Source organism: Pseudomonas sp. NFACC05-1, assembly GCF_900100135.1.
Classification (GTDB): Bacteria; Pseudomonadota; Gammaproteobacteria; order Pseudomonadales; family Pseudomonadaceae; genus Aquipseudomonas; species Aquipseudomonas fluorescens_Q.
In genome coordinates this window covers 331,873-348,808 of the sequence record NZ_FMTR01000002.1, presented here as the reverse complement: position 1 = coordinate 348,808, position 16,936 = coordinate 331,873, and the positions used below count along the sequence as shown (strand labels likewise).

Below are 16,936 nucleotides of genomic sequence, written 5' to 3'. Positions count from 1 at the left end.
AAACGCTCTTGCCCCACCACTCGGCACCTCGCCTAGGCTCGGTGTGCCCTCACTCCGGCATTGCTCCGTGGGCCCGCTGCGAAGGGCCATCCATGGCCCAGCGCAGCTATCCCGGCATCCATGCCGGGATGCCCACTGCGCAATGCCTGCGTTCGGCCAGCGTGGTTTAACGGGGCGCCCCAGATCAAAAGCATGCCCGAGGCGGCCTTATAGCCGGCCTGTCTCCTTGTCGTACTCCGCTCCAATTGTGGGAGCGAGCTTGCTCGCGATGGCGGCCTGACAGCCGACCAGGATTGGTGGGATGGCCGGAGATTTTGATCGCTCCCCTGGCCTTCTGAAAATCTCGTAGGAATCTCCCCTTTTGTGACGAGGGGATTTATCCCCGCTGGGCTGCAAAGCAGCCCCCTCTTTTCGTCAGACCAGCCCCATACCCAGGATTTACGGCGGCTGCGCCACCGAGCGAGAGCAAGCTCCCTCGTCACAGAGGTTGTGGGCGTCCTACAGGTCGGTTGTTGCCTCAAAAATCCTCTTCTATAGTTCGGTTCACCTGCTGGCTTTGGTTAGCGGAGGGTTTCGCAGCCCTATCGAGGAATACATGGCATTTCTTTTTCTTCGAGGACTTCAACCTTATGTCGACAAATCAATCATCCAGCAACTTCATCCCGCTCACCCCAACCGCCACCACCCACCCCGTCCTATTCATTGATAAAACAGCCCCACTGACCGAACTCCACGCCTGCGCCAGCGAACGCCTGCACGCCACCCTCGACTACCTGACACTCATGGCCTGCACCACACTGCGCGATTCAGCCGAGACCGACATCAACACCATCACCAACATCGCCCGGATCATGGTCCAAGATGTGGCGGATGTTTTTGGGGTGATTGAACAGCGAGGGCTCGAAGGACAGTAAAAACCTGCGGGAGGAGTCGCGATACTGTTGGCGCAGCAGGAAGAGCTGTTGGCTGACGCACTATTAACGCGAGCGGGCTCGCCTATCGTCCGCCTACAGTCATCGCTGACTCAGGAAGTCATGTGCATATTCTCCAGAGCAGAGTAGGATTAAATCCTATCTTATTCAGGAAGCCCATCATGCGTAGCACTCAACAGCTCAGCATAACTCTGCCTAAGCAGATGGCCGACGTGGTGAAAGCCAAGGTTGCTGCCGGTGAATACGCCACTGAAAGCGAAGTCATTCGTGATGGCCTCCGGGCGCTGCTGGCCCGTGATCGCGCTTTGGAAAACTGGCTCGTAGGCCAAGTAGCCCCCGCTTATGATGCATTGAAAGCTGACCCCTCACGCGCGCTGAGCGTCGATGAAGTGCGCTCCCGATTGGCGGCGGAGCACCAGAATGCCACTATCAAATCGTAATGGCGTATAGCGTTGATTTTGTCCCGGAAGCCCTTGAGCAGTTAGCTGCGCTATATAGCTACATTGCCACGGCGTCTTCGCCAGAAACCGCGCAGCGGTATACCAACGCCATCGTGACCTATTGCGAAGAACTACGGACGTTCCCGCACCGAGGCAACCAGAGGGACGACATACGCCCTGGGCTGCGTATCACAAACTACCGCAAGCGGACCGTGATTGCCTTTGTCGTTGATGCCGAGCAGGTTTCCATCTTGGGCGTTTTTTATGGGGGGCAGGACTTTGAAGTCGCTTTGCAATGTGAACTGGACGATTAACGTGCAGTAGATTCTGTGTAGGGTCAAAGGGGATTTACACACAAATACAAAACAAAAAAACCCGCATCACTGCGGGTTTTTTCTGACACCTGAAACTCAGTTGACCTTAGCGTTCAACTCACCCTTCAAATACCGCTGATACATCGCTTCCAACGAAATCGGCTTGATCTTCGAAGCATTACCCGCCGTCCCAAACGCCTCATAACGCGCAATGCACACATCACGCATGGCCGTCACAGTAGCGCCGAAGAACTTACGTGGATCAAACTCGCTCGGGTTGGTCGCCATCAAACGACGCATGGCACCGGTAGAGGCCAGGCGCAGGTCGGTGTCGATGTTGACCTTGCGCACGCCGTACTTGATGCCTTCGACGATTTCTTCAACCGGCACGCCGTAGGTTTCTTTGATGTCGCCGCCGTACTGGTTGATGATCGCCAGCCACTCCTGCGGTACCGAGGACGAACCGTGCATCACCAGGTGAGTGTTGGGGATGCGCTTGTGGATTTCCTTGATGCGGTCGATGGCCAGTACGTCGCCGGTAGGTGGCTTGGTGAACTTGTAGGCGCCGTGGCTGGTGCCGATGGCGATGGCCAAGGCGTCGACCTGGGTCTTCTTGACGAAGTCCGCAGCCTCTTCCGGGTCGGTCAGCATCTGGCTGTGGTCCAGCACGCCTTCGGCACCGATGCCGTCTTCTTCACCGGCCATGCCGGTTTCCAGCGAGCCCAGGCAACCCAGTTCGCCTTCCACGGAAACGCCGCAAGCGTGGGCCATGGCCACGGTTTGCTGGGTGACGCGCACGTTGTATTCGTAATCGGTCGGGGTCTTGCCGTCTTCGCCCAGGGAGCCGTCCATCATCACCGAGCTGAAGCCCAGCTGGATGGAGCGCTGGCAGACGTCAGGGCTGGTGCCGTGGTCCTGGTGCATGCACACCGGGATGTGCGGGAACTCTTCGATCGCCGCCAGGATCAGGTGACGCAGGAATGGCGCACCGGCATATTTACGGGCGCCGGCCGAAGCCTGGACGATCACCGGAGAGTCAGTCTTGTCAGCGGCTTCCATGATGGCGCGCATCTGCTCAAGGTTGTTGACGTTAAAGGCTGGAACGCCGTAGCCGAACTCGGCTGCGTGGTCCAGCATCTGACGCATGCTGATAAGTGCCATTAGTGTGTCTCTCCCGGTCGAGGGTCGTTAATCGTGCCAGCCTGCCGGAGCGGCGGCGGCTATTCAAGTCATTGCGGATCGGGGGTCGGCCCCGGCCTGCGTGTTCGGTGAAACAAAATCTCAAAACTAAGAGGCCCGCTCCCACATTGGGTCTCCGTGGATCAATTGGCCTTGCAACCCCGCCCAATCAAGTCATTGGTGGCGACCCAATACACCAGGCCTTCCTCACCCTTGACGTGAAACGCCAGCATGTCATCGCTGTACAGTGAACCTTCAGCACCCGGTTCAAGCTTGAGGCGATAAACCTTATCGGCGCCGCCCAGGCGTACATCGACTTCCTTGTGGGCGGTATCGGTGTAGCGCCAGAGCACTTTGGCCTCGCTGTCACAGGTCCAGGTCGTCCAACCTTCAACAGGTTCGGACGAGTGTAAAAAGTCCAACTGCGCACAACCGCCCAGCAATACCAACGCCACGACGGCGATCAAGCCTTTCATCCGTGTTCCTCGACTGACGGCACACGCCGCCAGCCATGAGTTAAGAGTCAGACCCGTCAAGGACAGCCATGTTCCTTGGTCGGGGTTTGCGTCTCGTATTTGTCCAGGCCGTCCGGCCCGGAACGCTTGTTCAGCACCGGGTTGGTCTCGGCCTGCCAGTCGGCCTGGTAACAGCCATCTTCAGGCGCCGGCGTGCCGGGTTGCGGGGCCGTAGCCTGCGGGCCGCTTGAGCAGGCCACCAGCATCGTCGCCGCCAACAGCAACGGGATCGTCTTGACCATCAGAACACTCCTTTGCCTGGTCAACGCAGCTTCAGGCCTTGGCCCGGCTTTCCAGGACTTCCACGGCTGGCAACACTTTGCCTTCGACGAACTCGAGGAATGCGCCGCCGCCCGTAGAAATGTAGGAGATCTGCTCGGCCACGCCATATTTGTCGATGGCCGCCAGGGTGTCGCCGCCACCTGCGATGGAGAACGCAGCGCTGTCGGCGATAGCCTGGGCCAGCACCTTGGTGCCATTGCCGAACTGGTCGAACTCGAACACGCCGACCGGGCCGTTCCACAGGATGGTTTTGGAAGACTTCAGCAGTTCGGCGAAGTTGGCTGCGGTTTGCGGGCCGATGTCGAGGATCATGTCGTCCTCGGCTACGTCATCGATCAGCTTGACGGTGGCGGTGGCGCTTTCTGCGAATTCCTTGGCCACGACCACGTCCACAGGCAACGGTACGCTGACCTTGGCGGCGATTTCCCGAGCGGTGTCCAGCAGGTCCGGTTCGTACAGGGATTTGCCGACCGGGTGACCCGCAGCGGCGAGGAAGGTGTTGGCGATGCCGCCACCGACGATCAACTGGTTGCAGACCTGGCTCAGGCTGTTGAGCACGTCCAGCTTGGTGGAGACCTTGGAGCCGGCAACGATGGCGGCCATCGGCTGGGCCGGGGAGCCCAGGGCCTTGCCCAGTGCGTCCAGTTCAGCAGCCAGCAACGGACCTGCTGCGGCGACTTTGGCGAACTTCGCCACGCCGTGGGTCGAACCCTCGGCGCGGTGGGCGGTGCCAAAGGCGTCCATCACGAACACGTCGCAAAGGGCGGCGTACTGCTGGGCCAGTTCGTCGGCGTTCTTTTTCTCGCCCTTGTTGAAGCGCACGTTTTCGAACAGCACGACATCGCCGGCCTTCACGTCCACGCCGCCCAGGTAGTCAGCAACCAATGGCACATCGCGGCCCAGGGCACGGCTCAGGTAATCGGCCACAGGCTTGAGGCTGTTTTCCGCCGAGAACTCACCTTCGGTCGGACGGCCCAGGTGGGAGCAGACCATCACGGCCGCGCCTTTTTCCAGGGCCAGCTTGATGGTCGGCAGCGAAGCCAGGATACGCGCGTCGCTGGTGACAACACCGTCCTTGACGGGGACGTTGAGGTCTTCGCGGATCAGTACGCGCTTACCTTGCAGATCGAGGTCGGACATCTTCAACACGGTCATGGGTCGCAATTCCTGGGTAACTGTTTAGAGAGCAGGTTTTTTTGAAGCGGTTTGCAGGTAATGCTCGGCAACATCCAGCATTCGGTTGGCAAACCCCCATTCGTTGTCGAACCAGGCCAGGATGTTCACAAGCCGAGGCCCGGAAACACGGGTCTGGCTGGCATCGACGATGGCCGAATGCGGGTCATGGTTAAAATCACAACTGGCATGAGGCAACTCGGTGTAGGCCAGAAGGCCTTTGAGCGGACCGCTGGTGGCGGCTTCGCGCAGGATCCGGTTGACCTCGGTGGCGTCGGTATCGCTCACGGTCTGCATCGTAATGTCGAGGCAGGACACGTTGACCGTCGGCACCCGCACGGCTTTGGCCTGAATTCGCCCCGCAAGTTCCGGCAGCAGCCGTTCAATGCCGCGCGCCAGACCAGTGGACACCGGAATCACCGATTGGAATGCCGAACGGGTGCGGCGCAAGTCCTCATGGTGGTAGGCGTCGATCACCGGCTGGTCGTTCATCGCCGAGTGAATGGTGGTGATCGACACGTATTCCAGGCCAATGGCCTGGTCCAGCAGGCGCAACAGCGGCACGCCGCAGTTGGTGGTGCAGGACGCGTTGGACACCAGCAGTTCGTCGCCGGTCAGGCAATCCTGGTTCACGCCGTAGACAATGGTCGCGTCCACGTCCGTTTCGCTGGCCATCGGCTGGGAGAACAACACCCGTGGCGCGCCGGCAGCGAGAAAACGCTGGCCGTCTTCGCGGGTGTGGTAGGCACCGGAGCATTCGAGCACCAGATCGACATCCAGGGACGCCCAATCGATGCCTTCGGGGGTGGCACTGCGCAAGACCTTCACGCAGTCGCCGTTAATATGCAGACAATCGCCCTCGACCCGCACTTCGCCGGGAAACCGGCCGTGGGTGGAGTCAAAGCGTGTCAGGTATTCGATGCTGGCCATGTCGGCCAGATCGTTGATGGCCACAATCTCGAACCCGGCCTTGGCCCCTCGCTCGAACAACGCACGCAAGACGCAACGACCAATCCGGCCGTAGCCGTTGAGTGCAACTTTGTAGGGACGCGGTTGGGGCATGGGGTTCTCTGACCTAGTTGAATCCATTGAGGCAGTTCGTCTGAGCCACCGCTATCGCGAGCAAGCTCGCTCCCACAGGATCGGTGAAAATCCTTGTGGGAGCGAGCTTGCTCGCGATGGCGGCAGAACAGACAACCTGTTTGCGGATCAGTCTTCCAGCAACTCTTCAGCCTGACCCAGGATGTTTTCCAGGGTAAAACCGAATTCCTCGAACAGCGCTGGCGCAGGCGCCGATTCGCCGTAAGTGGTCATGCCAATCACGCGACCTTCCAGGCCCACGTATTTGTACCAGTAATCGGCATGGGCAGCCTCGATGGCGATCCGTGCACTGACCTGCAGCGGCAACACCGCTTGCTTGTAGCCGGCATCCTGGGCATCGAACACACTGGTGCAAGGCATGGACACCACGCGCACGTTGCGGCCCTGCCCGGTCAGCTTGTCGTAGGCCTGGACGGCCAGGCCGACTTCGGAACCGGTGGCGATCAGGATCAGCTCAGGCTCGCCGATGCAGTCCTTGAGCACATAGCCGCCACGAGCGATGTCGCCGATCTGGTCGGCATCACGGTTCTGGTGCTGCAGGTTCTGGCGGGAGAAGATCAGCGCCGACGGGCCGTCGTTACGCTCGATCGCGTATTTCCAGGCCACCGCCGATTCCACGGCATCGCATGGGCGCCAGGTATCCAGGTTCGGCGTGCAACGCAGGCTCGCCAGTTGCTCGATCGGCTGGTGAGTCGGGCCGTCTTCACCCAGGCCGATGGAGTCGTGAGTGAACACATACAGGACGCGTTTTTTCATCAGCGCCGACATGCGCACGGCGTTGCGGGCGTATTCCATGAACATCAGGAAGGTCGCGCCGTAAGGCACCAGGCCGCCGTGCAGCGCCACGCCGTTCATGATCGCGCTCATGCCGAACTCGCGAACGCCGTAGTACATGTAGTTGCCGCTGGCATCTTCAGCGCTGACGCCTTTGCAGCCTTTCCACAGGGTCAGGTTGGAACCGGCCAGGTCGGCCGAACCGCCCAGCAGTTCCGGCAGCAACGGGCCGAAGGCGTTCAGGGTGTTCTGGCTGGCCTTGCGGCTGGCGATGGTTTCGCCCTTGGCGGCGACTTCAGCGATGTACGCCGAGGCTTTTTCGGCGAAGTCGGCCGGCAGCTCGCCGCTGAGGCGACGCACCAGTTCATTGGCCAGTTCAGGGAATTCGGCGGAATACGCGGCGAAACGCTGATCCCATTCGGCTTCGACCGCGCGACCTTTTTCCTTGGCATCCCATTCGGCGTAAATGTCGGCCGGGATTTCGAACGGGCCATGGTTCCACTTCAACGCGGCACGGGTCAGGGCGATTTCCTCGGCACCCAATGGCGCGCCGTGGCAGTCTTCCTTGCCTTGCTTGTTCGGCGAGCCGAAACCGATGGTGGTCTTGCAGCAGATCAGGGTCGGCTGGGCGCTTTTGCGGGCCGTCTCGATGGCGGTCTTGATCTCTTCCGGGTCGTGGCCGTCGACGTTGCGGATCACCAGCCAGTTGTAGGCTTCGAAGCGCTTGGGGGTGTCGTCGGTGAACCAGCCTTCGACTTCGCCGTCGATGGAGATGCCGTTGTCGTCGTAGAAAGCAATCAGCTTGTCCAGGCCCAGGGTGCCGGCCAGGGAGGCGACTTCGTGGGAAATGCCTTCCATCATGCAGCCATCACCCAGGAATACGTAGGTGTGGTGATCGACGACGTTATGGCCGGGACGGTTGAATTGCGCCGCCAGGACTTTTTCTGCCAATGCAAAACCCACGGCGTTGGCCAAGCCCTGGCCCAATGGACCGGTGGTGGTTTCCACGCCTGGGGTGTAGCCGTATTCCGGGTGGCCCGGGGTGCGGCTGTGCAGTTGACGGAAGTTTTTCAGGTCATCGATCGACAGGTCGTAGCCGGTCAAGTGCAGCAGCGAGTAGATCAACATCGAGCCGTGACCGTTGGACAGTACGAAACGGTCACGGTCGGCGAAGGCTGGGTTGCTCGGGCTGTGCTTGAGGTAGTCGCGCCAAAGCACCTCGGCGATATCCGCCATACCCATGGGGGCACCGGGATGGCCGCTGTTGGCTTTCTGCACGGCATCCATGCTGAGGGCACGAATGGCATTGGCACGCTCACGACGGCTGGGCATCGCTGTTCTCCTGCGGGTATTGAATCGAGAATGAATAAAATGGAACTGAAAAAAGGCGAGCATTTTCCCTCACCCACCCGCCCCGGGGCAATGACAGATAGTCATCCTTGGGCGTTTTTCCGGCAGATAAAGTCGCATTCACCAGGTGAAACCTTTCCGCTGATGGCTTGTAGAGTCAAGCACAGGCTGGGAAGTGCCATTTATCCAGCAATATCAAAACTTTTTGATATTGAACTTGCGGTGATCCAAACCCCTCACTAGACTGCCCCACTATGAAACAGACTGCCGCACTATGAACTTACCTGCGCCTTCCATTCGCCATGACGACTGCGATGAGCTGGCGGCCCTTTGCAAGGCCGGCGGCGATCCGTTGCGGCTCAATGTATTGCGCGCCCTGGCCAACGACTCGTTCGGCGTGCTGGAACTGGCGCAGATCTTCGGCATCGGCCAGTCCGGCATGAGCCACCACCTCAAGGTCTTGGCCCAGGCGGACCTGGTGGCGACCCGCCGGGAAGGCAACGCCATTTTCTATCGCCGCGCCCTGCCCCACACCGACCTGCTGGGCGGCAAGCTGCACGCCGCGCTGCTGGACGAAGTGGACACGCTGAACCTGCCGACGGACGTGCAGGCTCGCATCGCCCAGGTACACGGGCAACGGGCCGCCGCCAGCCAGGACTTTTTCGCCCGGGTCGCCGAGAAATTTCGCGCCCAGCAAGACCTGATCGCCGGTCTGCCGCAATACCGCGAAAGCGTCGTGGCACTGCTCGACAAACTAAGCTTCGAAGCCACGGCCACGGCGATCGAAGTCGGCCCCGGTGATGGTGCTTTCCTGCCGGAACTGGCGCAGCGTTTCAGCCAGGTGACGGCGCTGGACAACAGCCCGGCCATGCTTGAACTGGCGCGCCAGGTGTGTGAACGCGAGGCCCTGGCTAATGTCAGCCTGCAACTGGCCGATGCATTGGATGGCATGAGCTTGCAGGCCGATTGCGTGGTATTGAACATGGTGCTGCATCATTTCGCCGCGCCGGCCGATGCACTCAGGCACATGGCCGGCCTGCTGCAACCGGGCGGCAGCCTGCTGGTGACGGAGTTATGCAGTCACAACCAGAGCTGGGCCAGGGAGGCCTGTGGCGATCTCTGGCTCGGATTCGAACAGGACGACCTGGCCCGCTGGGCCACCGCTGCGGGCCTCGTGCCCGGGGAAAGCCTCTATGTAGGCTTACGCAATGGTTTCCAGATCCAGGTTCGCCACTTTCAGCGGCCGACTGGCGACACTCACCAACGGTAACTTGTAGGAAAACATCGAGATGAGCGAATACTCCCTTTTCACCTCCGAGTCCGTGTCTGAAGGGCATCCGGACAAAATCGCCGACCAGATTTCTGATGCGGTGCTGGACGCCATCATTGCTGAAGACAAGTTCGCCCGCGTGGCGTGCGAGACTCTGGTGAAAACGGGCGTGGCGATCATCGCCGGCGAAGTCACCACTTCGGCCTGGGTCGACCTGGAACAGATCGTCCGCGACGTGATCCTCGGCATTGGCTACAACAGCTCCGACGTCGGCTTCGACGGCGCGACCTGTGGCGTGATGAACATCATTGGCAAGCAGTCTCCCGACATCAACCAAGGCGTTGATCGGGCCAAGCCTGAAGACCAGGGCGCCGGCGACCAGGGCCTGATGTTCGGCTACGCCAGCAACGAGACCGACGTGCTGATGCCGGCCCCGATCACTTTCTCACACCAGTTGGTCCAGCGTCAGGCCGAGGCCCGCAAATCCGGCCTGCTGCCTTGGCTGCGCCCGGACGCCAAGTCCCAGGTGACCTGCCGTTACGAAGGCGGCAAAGTGGTCGGTATCGACGCCGTGGTCCTGTCGACCCAGCACAACCCTGACGTGTCCTACAAAGACCTGCGCGAAGGCGTGATGGAGCTGATCGTCAAGCACGTGCTGCCTGCCGAGTTGCTGTCCAAGGACACCCAGTTCCACATCAACCCGACTGGCCAGTTCATCATCGGCGGCCCGGTGGGCGACTGCGGCCTGACCGGTCGCAAGATCATCGTCGACAGCTACGGCGGCATGGCCCGTCACGGCGGCGGCGCGTTCTCCGGCAAGGACCCATCGAAGGTTGACCGCTCGGCGGCCTACGCCGGCCGTTATGTAGCCAAGAACATCGTCGCCGCCGGCCTGGCCGAGCGCTGCGAGATCCAGGTGTCCTACGCCATTGGCGTGGCCCAGCCTACGTCGATCTCGCTGAATACCTTCGGCACCGGCAAGATCGGTGATGACAAGATCATCAACCTGGTCCGTGAAGTGTTCGACCTGCGTCCATACGCCATCACCACCATGCTCGACCTGCTGCACCCGATGTACCAGGACACTGCCGCCTATGGCCACTTCGGTCGTACGCCGCAGACCAAGACCGTGGGTGACGATACCTTCACCACGTTCACCTGGGAAAAAACCGACCGCGCCGACGCCCTGCGCGCCGCTGCCGGCCTGTAATACCGGCGTGTAAAGAAAAAGCCCCTGGCGACTGGGTCGCCAGGGGCTTTTTTTGTGCCAAAAGATAACCCTGTGGCGAGGGAGCTTGCTCCCGCTGGGGTGCGAAGCGCCCCCCTGCAACCCTCAGGAGTATTGGGTTGCCTGGGTGGTTAGTTGGGGTTGCTTCGCAACCCAGCGGGAGCAAGCTCCCTCGCCACAGGGGACCCTCAGTGAAGTTAGGTCCTGCGTGCCACCAACAAAAACGAAGCCGCACTGGCCAGCAGCCCCGCACACATCCGATTGAACAGGCGCTTGCCACTGGGCCGGGCGAATAGCCGTCGCGCGTAAATGCCCATGTAGCAATACAAGCCGATGGCGATGCACTCCAGTGCCAGGAACAAACCACCCAGCACGGCGAATTGTTGGGTGACGGTGCCCGCACGGTCGACGAATTGCGGCAGGAACGCGGTAAACAACAGGATCGCCTTCGGATTGCCGATCGCCACCAGGAACTCCTGGCGCGCCAGGCCGGCCCGGCTCATCGACGCAACCACGGTTTCGCTGCCGGCCTCGGGCTGGGCCCGCCACAATTGCACCGCCAAATAGAACAGGTAACCGGCACCGACGAGCTTGATCCCCAGGAACAGCAACTCCGAGGTGTGCAGCACGGCGGTAAGCCCCACCGCTGCCAGGGCGATCATGATCGCAAATGCCAGCAATCGACCAATGCCGCCACTGCACGCCCGGACGAAGCCATAACGCGAGGCGTTGCTGATGGACAGCAGGTTGTTCGGCCCCGGCGCCATGTTCAGCGCAAAGCAGGCCGGGATGAAAACAGCGAGCGTCGACAGTTCCATCGGGAGCATTCCAGGCAGCGGCGAATCGAAAGTCCATTCTGCGCCGGCCGTTGACGAGGACAAGGCACAGTTGCGCGACTAAATCGCCTCGCACTGTACCGCCGCGATTTTGCCACCAGGCCCCGCAAAATCCGGTAACGCTCCGGGCCTCGCAACTTCCGGGACGGTGGCTAGCCTTCAGTACTCAACCAAGCAAGGATGCTTCGATGCCACCGTTTTTGTATGCACTCGCCTGTCTTGTCTTCATTGCCATTCCTGCGCTCGCCGCGCCCTGCCCCGATTGGCCCACTGAACGCGCCCAGGCCGAGATCGCCGCGCGGCAGCAGCAAATCGACACCTGGGACGACAGCTATCACCGCCTCGGCCAATCGCTGGTGGCCGATGAACTGTATGATCAATCCCGCATAGAGTTGGGCCAATGGCGCCACTGCTTCAACCTCGCAGCGCCCGACGATCCGCTGCGCTCAGCGGGCGGGAAGATACCGCACCCCGTGGTCCACACCGGCCTGGAAAAGCTTAAGGACGCCGACGCCGTGGGGGCTTGGTTGCGGGGTCGCAAGGACGTCTGGGCACAACCGAAAGTCGATGGCGTGGCGGTAACCCTGGTCTATCGCAAGGGTCGCCTGCATCAGGCAATCAGCCGCGGCGATGGCGTGCAAGGGCACGACTGGACCCCGAATGCGCGCAAGATCGGCGCCATCCCACAACGGCTGCGCCAGCCTCTGGACCTGGTCGTCCAAGGCGAGTTGTATTGGCGCTTGCTCACCCACGTCCAGGCCAGCAGCGGCAGCCTCAACGCCCGGGGGACCGTGGCAGGCCTGATGGCGCGCACGAACATGACGGCGCAGGAGGCGGCGGACATTGGCCTGTTTGTCTGGGACTGGCCTGAAGGGCCGGCCACCCTGCCGGAACGGATGGCCGCGCTGAATGAACTGGGCTTCGCTGATACGCTCCATTACAACCAGCCTATCCAGGTTCTGGCCGATGCCGAGCACTGGCGCGACCATTGGTACCGCACACCGCTGCCATTCGCCAGCGACGGGATCGTCCTGCACCAGAGCCGCCGCCCACCCGCCGACCGCTGGCAGGCCAGGGCGCCGTTCTGGAGCGTGGCCTGGAAATACCCGTATGCCCAGGCGCTGGCCGAAGTGCGCAAGGTGCACTTCAAGGTCGGTCGTACCGGACGCATCACGCCCGTACTGGAGCTTGAACGTATCCGGCTCGACGACCGGTGGATTCGCCGGGTAAGCGTCAGTTCCCTCAAGCGCTGGAAGGAAATGGACATTCGTCCCGGCGACCGGGTCGCTATCAGCCTGGCCGGGCTGACCATCCCACGACTCGACAGCGTCGTGCTGCGCAGCGCCGAGCGGCAGGACCTCAACGTCCCTGCGCAAACCGACTATCACTTCTTGAGTTGCTGGCAACCGACAGCCGGCTGTGAAAGCCAGTTCCTCGCACGACTGGGCTGGCTCAGTGGCAAACAAGGGCTTGCCCTGCCCCACGTCGGCCCGGGCACCTGGGAAAAGTTGCTGGCCGCCGGACGACTCGACGGATTGCTGGATTGGATGACCCTCGATGCCGCCGAGCTTGCTAATATTGCCGGCTTCGGCGAACACAGCAGCACCCGCCTGCTCGCCAGCCTGCACAGCGCCCGGCAACGCCCTTTCGCGCAATGGCTCAAGGCCCTGGGCCTGCCGCCCGCTGGTGAGGCCCGGCTGGAAGGGCCGTGGCAGGTGCTGGTCGAGCGCAGCACCGAACAATGGCAAGCCGAGGCCGGTATCGGACCGGGACGCGCCGCGCAACTGAGCGCATTTTTTCGCGACCCGCAGGTACAGGCCTTGAGTGACGTATTACGCACTGCCGGGGTCGACGGTTTTTAATCCGGGCCCTGTGCGGTTGAACCCAAGGGGCAAGCATGCGTTCCAACAGCGCATCTGTACCGACCGCTCGAGATTTTTTACGGAGTTGCTATGAATTTCCTGTCCCCCGTTGCCCTGCTGGTCTTATGCAGTGCCATGGCCGCCCCCTTGATGGCGGACGAGCAAACCCCGGAGCTCACCGGTTGCGCGGCCAAGCGCCAGGGCATCATCAACCAGATCGAACTGGCCAAGTCCCGTGGCAACCAGGACCAGCAGGCAGGCCTGGAAACTGCGCTGGACGAAGTCACCAGCCATTGCACCGATGCGTCCTTGCGCAAGGAGCGTGAAAACAAGGTGCTCGATGCCAAGCACGAGGTCAGTCGGCGTCAGGCCGACCTGGAAAAGGCCATGAAGAAAGGCGACGCCGAGCGGATCAACAAACGCAAGGACAAGCTGGCAGCCTCCCGCAAGGAACTGCAGGAAGCGGTGGATGAGTTGGATCAGTAGCAGTTGCAAGTGTGGAGCTTTGAGCTTGCCGCTTGAAGCTTGAAGCTCGCAGCTGCTTTCATTCAATGATCGCGAAACTCTTTATGGCAGGCGCTGCACGCATCCTCGACCTTTTGCACCGCCGGCCCCAAGTAACTGGCCTTGTAGGGTTGAACGTTGCTGGCGGTCACCAATTCACCGGTGGCGGCTTCAAGGTGGCGGGCCATTTCCTGGAAACGCGCCTGCTTTTGCCAGACTTCATCCCGGGCGCTGGTGTGGTCTTGCTCGCGCACTTGCGGGAAATGTTTCCACGGCTCATGGGAGAGTTGATCCAGTTGCGCCGCGCCTTCGGCAAATCGTGGGCCATCGAACGGGACCCGGCCACGCAACATGCCGCCCAATTCTTCGTTGGTCTTGAGCATCTGCTTGAAGATCGCCTTGCGCTGGCCAAGGGGAGAATTGGGATCGACGCCGCCACAGGCGGACAACATCAGGCAAGCCAGCACTGCCATGGAAAATCGTTTTACAAACATCTTGGCCTCGGGGCAGGAAACGGCGGTTAGTATCCTCGGGTCATCGGTAAAGACCAATGGCCTTATCAACAATACGGGTTGTACGAGCGCCTGGCAGCGTTCGAATGACTGCAAAGGAAATCTTCATGAACAGCCGCATCAAGACCTGGCACAAAGGCCTGGCACTGGCCCTACCGCTGATCGCACTGTTGGCCGGTTGTAATCGCGGCGAAAAGGTCGAAGAACCTCAGACCCACGCCCTCGCCACCTATGTCAGCGTACCGTGGGAGGCCTTGCCGGCGGTGTCCGATGAAGACCTGCTGGCCGGGTTCGGCTCCTGGCGCAGCGCTTGCACCCGGCTCAAGGCCGATGCGAACTGGGGGCCGACCTGCGCGGCGGCGGCCAATGTGCCGCAAACCGCACAGGATGTACGCAATTTCCTGAAACAGAAACTGGACGTCTATGGCCTGCGCTCGGGGGACAACAGCCCCAATGGCCTGATTACCGGCTACTACGAGCCGGTCTACCCCGGCAGCCTCACCCAGACCGCCACGGCGAATATCCCTGTCTACGGTGTGCCGGAGGACATGATCATTGTGTCGCTGGACAGCATTTACCCTGAACTCAAGGGCAAACGCCTGCGTGGCCGCCTCGAAGGCCGCGTGCTCAAGCCATACGACGACGCGGCCACCATCGAAACCAACGGAGTCAAGGCACCGATCATCGCCTGGCTGACCGACCCCATGAACCTGCAATTCCTGCAAATCCAGGGTTCGGGACGCATTCGACTCGCCGATGGCCGCCAGCTGCGCATCGGTTATGCCGACCAGAACGGCCACCCTTACCGTCCCATCGGGCGCTGGCTGGTTGAACAGGGCGAGCTGAAGAAAGAAGACGTGACCATGGGCGCCATCAGTGCCTGGGCCAAGGCCCATCCGAACCGTATTCCCGAATTGCTGGGCAGCAACCCCAGCTACGTGTTCTTCAACCGTAACCCCGACAGCAACGAAGGACCGCGAGGCTCGCTGAATGTACCGCTGACAGCCGGCTACAGCGTGGCGGTGGACCGCAAGGTAATTCCGCTGGGCAGCCTGCTCTGGCTATCCACCACCCGACCCGACGGCAGCACATTGAACCGGCCCGTCGCCGCCCAGGACACTGGCGGTGCAATTGCCGGCGAAGTGCGGGCGGACTTGTTCTGGGGCACAGGCGAGGCGGCCGGACAACTGGCCGGGGACATGAAGCAACAGGGGCAGATCTGGATGTTCTGGCCCAAGGGCATGGCGTTGCCGCAAGTGCCACAGGTGGCGAATGCGGTTACCGCCAATCCCTAGGGAATGGGCTGACTGTGTCGACCCCATCGCGAGCTTGCTCGCGATGGCGCCAGCACCGACCCCGGGATTCCGCCGCCAGGTTCAGACCGAAACGAAGAAGAAACTCAACACCAACCCCACCCCCACGAACCACACCAGCGAACGCAGAATCGCCCAGTCAGCCAGATAGCAAATGATGTAGAGCAGGCGACTGGTGATGAACAGCACCGCCAGCACATTGATGGTCACCAGCTCGGCATTGCCGGCCAGGTGCGCGACGATCACGGCGGCGGCAAAAAAAGGGCTGATTTCAAAGCTGTTCAGTTGCGCCGCGTATGCCCGCCGGGGAGCGCCTTCGAGTGTGTCCAGAAAGTCCCGAGGGTCGTGGTTATCTGCCAGCCTGTATCTTCCACCAATCTTGGCAATGGCGACGCACAGGTAAGGCAGGAGAAAGGCAATCAAAATACACCACAGGGCAACCGTCATTGACGCAGTTCCTTCTTTGAGTTTTATAGAAAATCGCGAGTTCGGGCGCCGGTCAGAACTTCATCACCAGCATGCCAACCAACACCAGCCCGCAGGCTAAGAGCCGCGGCAAACCAAAAGGTTCTTTCAAGTAACGCATGCCGAACAGCACCACCAGGATCACGCTGATCTCCCGCAGGGCCGCCGCTTCGGCAATCGACCCCAGCTGCATGGCCCACAGCACCAGAGCGTAGCTGAATAACACGCAGAATCCGACCGCCAACCCCAGCCGCCACTGCTCACGCCAGAACCGCATGAACGCCGGCCGCTTGCCCACCAACGCCAGCAACGGGAATGGCCAGGCGCTGAGCAGCGTGACCCAGACCAGGTAATCCAGCGGATGGGACCAGCGTCGCAAGGCATGGCCGTCAATGAAGGTGTAGCAACCGATGCACAGGCCGATCAGCGCCACCACCGGCAGCATCGACCAGGGCAACCGCGCCCCGCCACCGCCCTGCCATAACAGGCAGAGCATGCCGAACGGGATCAGCAGGATGCCGAAGATTTGCTGGGTCGTCAGCGCTTCACCGGCAAAGATGAAAGTCAGGGCCAGCACCACCAGCGGCGACAGGCCGCGCATCAGCGGATAGACCAACCCCAGGTCGCCGACCCGATACGCCTGGATCAGCAAATAGCGATACAGCAGCTCGAACGCCGCCGAAGCCAGGATCCACGGCCATATCGCCAACGGCGGCAGTGCCACGAAGCCCAGGGCCAAGGCGACGAACAGCAACGCAACGCTGTCCATGCAAGCCACCACCAGCAAACGCTCGCCGCTGAACTTGATCAGCGTATTCCATGCCGCATGCAACAGCGCCGCTACCAACACCAAGGCCGTTGCAAGCACGGCACGCTCCTTAGCCAT

General features: G+C 61.2%; 19 protein-coding genes. 9 read left to right on the top strand and 10 right to left on the bottom strand.

The features are described from left to right. Positions 1-629: 629 nt before the first annotated feature. From BLO97_RS05820 to BLO97_RS05810, 3 genes are all read left to right on the top strand, one after another. Positions 630-914: a fructose-bisphosphate aldolase gene (locus BLO97_RS05820; RefSeq protein WP_092345264.1), complete on the top strand. Its 285-nt coding sequence runs from the start codon at positions 630-632 to the stop codon at positions 912-914. 179 nt (positions 915-1,093) lie between these two features. Beyond that, positions 1,094-1,372: a ribbon-helix-helix domain-containing protein gene (locus BLO97_RS05815; protein WP_092345262.1), complete on the top strand. Its 279-nt coding sequence runs from the start codon at positions 1,094-1,096 to the stop codon at positions 1,370-1,372. After that, entirely contained in the window at positions 1,372-1,686 is a 315-nt protein-coding gene (locus BLO97_RS05810; RefSeq protein ID WP_092150769.1) for a type II toxin-antitoxin system RelE/ParE family toxin, read from the top strand. Before BLO97_RS05815 ends, BLO97_RS05810 begins: the two co-directional genes overlap by 1 nt. A 96-nt stretch (positions 1,687-1,782) precedes the next feature. On the opposite strand, the gene fba is transcribed toward BLO97_RS05810, so the two are convergent. The 6 genes from fba to tkt all read right to left on the bottom strand — a co-directional run bounded on the left by fba (position 1,783) and on the right by tkt (position 8,042). Beyond that, positions 1,783-2,847 carry a class II fructose-bisphosphate aldolase gene (fba, locus tag BLO97_RS05805; RefSeq protein WP_003177554.1) on the bottom strand — a complete coding sequence of 355 codons (1,065 nt, stop codon included), beginning with the start codon at positions 2,845-2,847 and terminating at the stop codon, positions 1,783-1,785. Positions 2,848-3,008: 161 nt separating this feature from the next. Then, positions 3,009-3,341 (bottom strand): MliC family protein, encoded by a 333-nt coding sequence (locus BLO97_RS05800; protein WP_063324006.1) that lies wholly within the window; start codon positions 3,339-3,341, stop codon positions 3,009-3,011. Positions 3,342-3,397: 56 nt separating this feature from the next. Then, positions 3,398-3,622: a YajG family lipoprotein gene (locus BLO97_RS05795; RefSeq protein ID WP_092150766.1), complete on the bottom strand. Its 225-nt coding sequence runs from the start codon at positions 3,620-3,622 to the stop codon at positions 3,398-3,400. Between the two features lie 31 nt (positions 3,623-3,653). After that, positions 3,654-4,817, bottom strand: coding sequence for a phosphoglycerate kinase (locus BLO97_RS05790; RefSeq protein WP_063324004.1), 1,164 nt, complete (start codon positions 4,815-4,817; stop codon positions 3,654-3,656). A gap of 24 nt (positions 4,818-4,841) precedes the next feature. Next, positions 4,842-5,897 carry an erythrose-4-phosphate dehydrogenase gene (gene epd / locus BLO97_RS05785; RefSeq protein ID WP_092345260.1) on the bottom strand — a complete coding sequence of 352 codons (1,056 nt, stop codon included), beginning with the start codon at positions 5,895-5,897 and terminating at the stop codon, positions 4,842-4,844. A 147-nt stretch (positions 5,898-6,044) separates the two neighbouring features. Continuing rightward, on the bottom strand, positions 6,045-8,042 hold the full coding sequence (gene tkt / locus BLO97_RS05780) for a transketolase (RefSeq protein ID WP_092221434.1): 1,998 nt from the start codon (positions 8,040-8,042) through the stop codon (positions 6,045-6,047). A 30-nt stretch (positions 8,043-8,072) separates the two neighbouring features. Here tkt and BLO97_RS30645 point away from each other — a divergent pair, with 30 nt between their 5' ends. Genes BLO97_RS30645 through metK form a run of 3 tightly spaced genes read left to right on the top strand, consistent with a single transcriptional unit; the run spans position 8,073 to position 10,540 of the window. After that, on the top strand, positions 8,073-8,303 hold the full coding sequence (locus BLO97_RS30645; protein ID WP_139197653.1) for a hypothetical protein: 231 nt from the start codon (positions 8,073-8,075) through the stop codon (positions 8,301-8,303). 31 nt (positions 8,304-8,334) lie between these two features. Further along, complete coding sequence (locus BLO97_RS05775; protein WP_092150763.1) at positions 8,335-9,330, top strand: ArsR/SmtB family transcription factor; 996 nt, start codon at positions 8,335-8,337, stop codon at positions 9,328-9,330. Between the two features lie 19 nt (positions 9,331-9,349). After that, a complete protein-coding gene (gene metK / locus BLO97_RS05770; protein ID WP_003177547.1) occupies positions 9,350-10,540 on the top strand; it encodes a methionine adenosyltransferase in 1,191 nt (396 codons plus the stop codon). A gap of 215 nt (positions 10,541-10,755) precedes the next feature. Here the strand turns inward: metK and BLO97_RS05765 are convergent, their stop codons facing one another. Next, positions 10,756-11,376 (bottom strand): LysE family translocator, encoded by a 621-nt coding sequence (locus tag BLO97_RS05765; protein ID WP_092221432.1) that lies wholly within the window; start codon positions 11,374-11,376, stop codon positions 10,756-10,758. 206 nt (positions 11,377-11,582) lie between these two features. Here BLO97_RS05765 and ligB point away from each other — a divergent pair, with 206 nt between their 5' ends. Next, a complete protein-coding gene (gene ligB, locus BLO97_RS05760; protein ID WP_092345258.1) occupies positions 11,583-13,256 on the top strand; it encodes an NAD-dependent DNA ligase LigB in 1,674 nt (557 codons plus the stop codon). Positions 13,257-13,346: 90 nt separating this feature from the next. Then, positions 13,347-13,742 carry a DUF1090 domain-containing protein gene (locus tag BLO97_RS05755; protein ID WP_063323998.1) on the top strand — a complete coding sequence of 132 codons (396 nt, stop codon included), beginning with the start codon at positions 13,347-13,349 and terminating at the stop codon, positions 13,740-13,742. A 62-nt stretch (positions 13,743-13,804) separates the two neighbouring features. On the opposite strand, the gene BLO97_RS05750 is transcribed toward BLO97_RS05755, so the two are convergent. After that, complete coding sequence (locus tag BLO97_RS05750) at positions 13,805-14,254, bottom strand: c-type cytochrome (protein WP_063323997.1); 450 nt, start codon at positions 14,252-14,254, stop codon at positions 13,805-13,807. Between the two features lie 125 nt (positions 14,255-14,379). Between BLO97_RS05750 and BLO97_RS05745 the strand changes: the two genes are divergently transcribed. After that, entirely contained in the window at positions 14,380-15,567 is a 1,188-nt protein-coding gene (locus tag BLO97_RS05745; RefSeq protein ID WP_092345256.1) for a murein transglycosylase A, read from the top strand. 81 nt (positions 15,568-15,648) lie between these two features. Here BLO97_RS05745 and BLO97_RS05740 read toward each other — a convergent pair whose 3' ends face one another. Together BLO97_RS05740 and BLO97_RS05735 are read right to left on the bottom strand one after the other, a co-directional pair. Then, positions 15,649-16,032, bottom strand: a complete 384-nt coding sequence (locus BLO97_RS05740; RefSeq protein ID WP_063323995.1) for an MAPEG family protein — start codon at positions 16,030-16,032, stop codon at positions 15,649-15,651. 52 nt (positions 16,033-16,084) lie between these two features. Then, complete coding sequence (locus tag BLO97_RS05735) at positions 16,085-16,918, bottom strand: EamA family transporter (RefSeq protein WP_063325210.1); 834 nt, start codon at positions 16,916-16,918, stop codon at positions 16,085-16,087. Positions 16,919-16,936: the final 18 nt, after the last annotated feature.

What these genes read in the sequence shown, in the direction of transcription:
- BLO97_RS05815 (WP_092345262.1), top strand. Translation starts at nt 1,094, where the DNA reads ATGCGTAGCACTCAACAGCTCAGCATAACTCTGCCTAAGCAGATGGCC.
- fba (WP_003177554.1), bottom strand. Translation starts at nt 2,847, where the DNA reads ATGGCACTTATCAGCATGCGTCAGATGCTGGACCACGCAGCCGAGTTC.
- BLO97_RS05810 (WP_092150769.1), top strand. Translation starts at nt 1,372, where the DNA reads ATGGCGTATAGCGTTGATTTTGTCCCGGAAGCCCTTGAGCAGTTAGCT.
- BLO97_RS05800 (WP_063324006.1), bottom strand. Translation starts at nt 3,341, where the DNA reads ATGAAAGGCTTGATCGCCGTCGTGGCGTTGGTATTGCTGGGCGGTTGT.
- BLO97_RS30645 (WP_139197653.1), top strand. Translation starts at nt 8,073, where the DNA reads ATGAATAAAATGGAACTGAAAAAAGGCGAGCATTTTCCCTCACCCACC.
- tkt (WP_092221434.1), bottom strand. Translation starts at nt 8,042, where the DNA reads ATGCCCAGCCGTCGTGAGCGTGCCAATGCCATTCGTGCCCTCAGCATG.
- BLO97_RS05745 (WP_092345256.1), top strand. Translation starts at nt 14,380, where the DNA reads ATGAACAGCCGCATCAAGACCTGGCACAAAGGCCTGGCACTGGCCCTA.
- BLO97_RS05750 (WP_063323997.1), bottom strand. Translation starts at nt 14,254, where the DNA reads ATGTTTGTAAAACGATTTTCCATGGCAGTGCTGGCTTGCCTGATGTTG.
- BLO97_RS05740 (WP_063323995.1), bottom strand. Translation starts at nt 16,032, where the DNA reads ATGACGGTTGCCCTGTGGTGTATTTTGATTGCCTTTCTCCTGCCTTAC.
- BLO97_RS05790 (WP_063324004.1), bottom strand. Translation starts at nt 4,817, where the DNA reads ATGACCGTGTTGAAGATGTCCGACCTCGATCTGCAAGGTAAGCGCGTA.
- BLO97_RS05820 (WP_092345264.1), top strand. Translation starts at nt 630, where the DNA reads ATGTCGACAAATCAATCATCCAGCAACTTCATCCCGCTCACCCCAACC.
- BLO97_RS05765 (WP_092221432.1), bottom strand. Translation starts at nt 11,376, where the DNA reads ATGGAACTGTCGACGCTCGCTGTTTTCATCCCGGCCTGCTTTGCGCTG.
- ligB (WP_092345258.1), top strand. Translation starts at nt 11,583, where the DNA reads ATGCCACCGTTTTTGTATGCACTCGCCTGTCTTGTCTTCATTGCCATT.
- metK (WP_003177547.1), top strand. Translation starts at nt 9,350, where the DNA reads ATGAGCGAATACTCCCTTTTCACCTCCGAGTCCGTGTCTGAAGGGCAT.
- BLO97_RS05775 (WP_092150763.1), top strand. Translation starts at nt 8,335, where the DNA reads ATGAACTTACCTGCGCCTTCCATTCGCCATGACGACTGCGATGAGCTG.
- BLO97_RS05795 (WP_092150766.1), bottom strand. Translation starts at nt 3,622, where the DNA reads ATGGTCAAGACGATCCCGTTGCTGTTGGCGGCGACGATGCTGGTGGCC.
- BLO97_RS05755 (WP_063323998.1), top strand. Translation starts at nt 13,347, where the DNA reads ATGAATTTCCTGTCCCCCGTTGCCCTGCTGGTCTTATGCAGTGCCATG.
- epd (WP_092345260.1), bottom strand. Translation starts at nt 5,897, where the DNA reads ATGCCCCAACCGCGTCCCTACAAAGTTGCACTCAACGGCTACGGCCGG.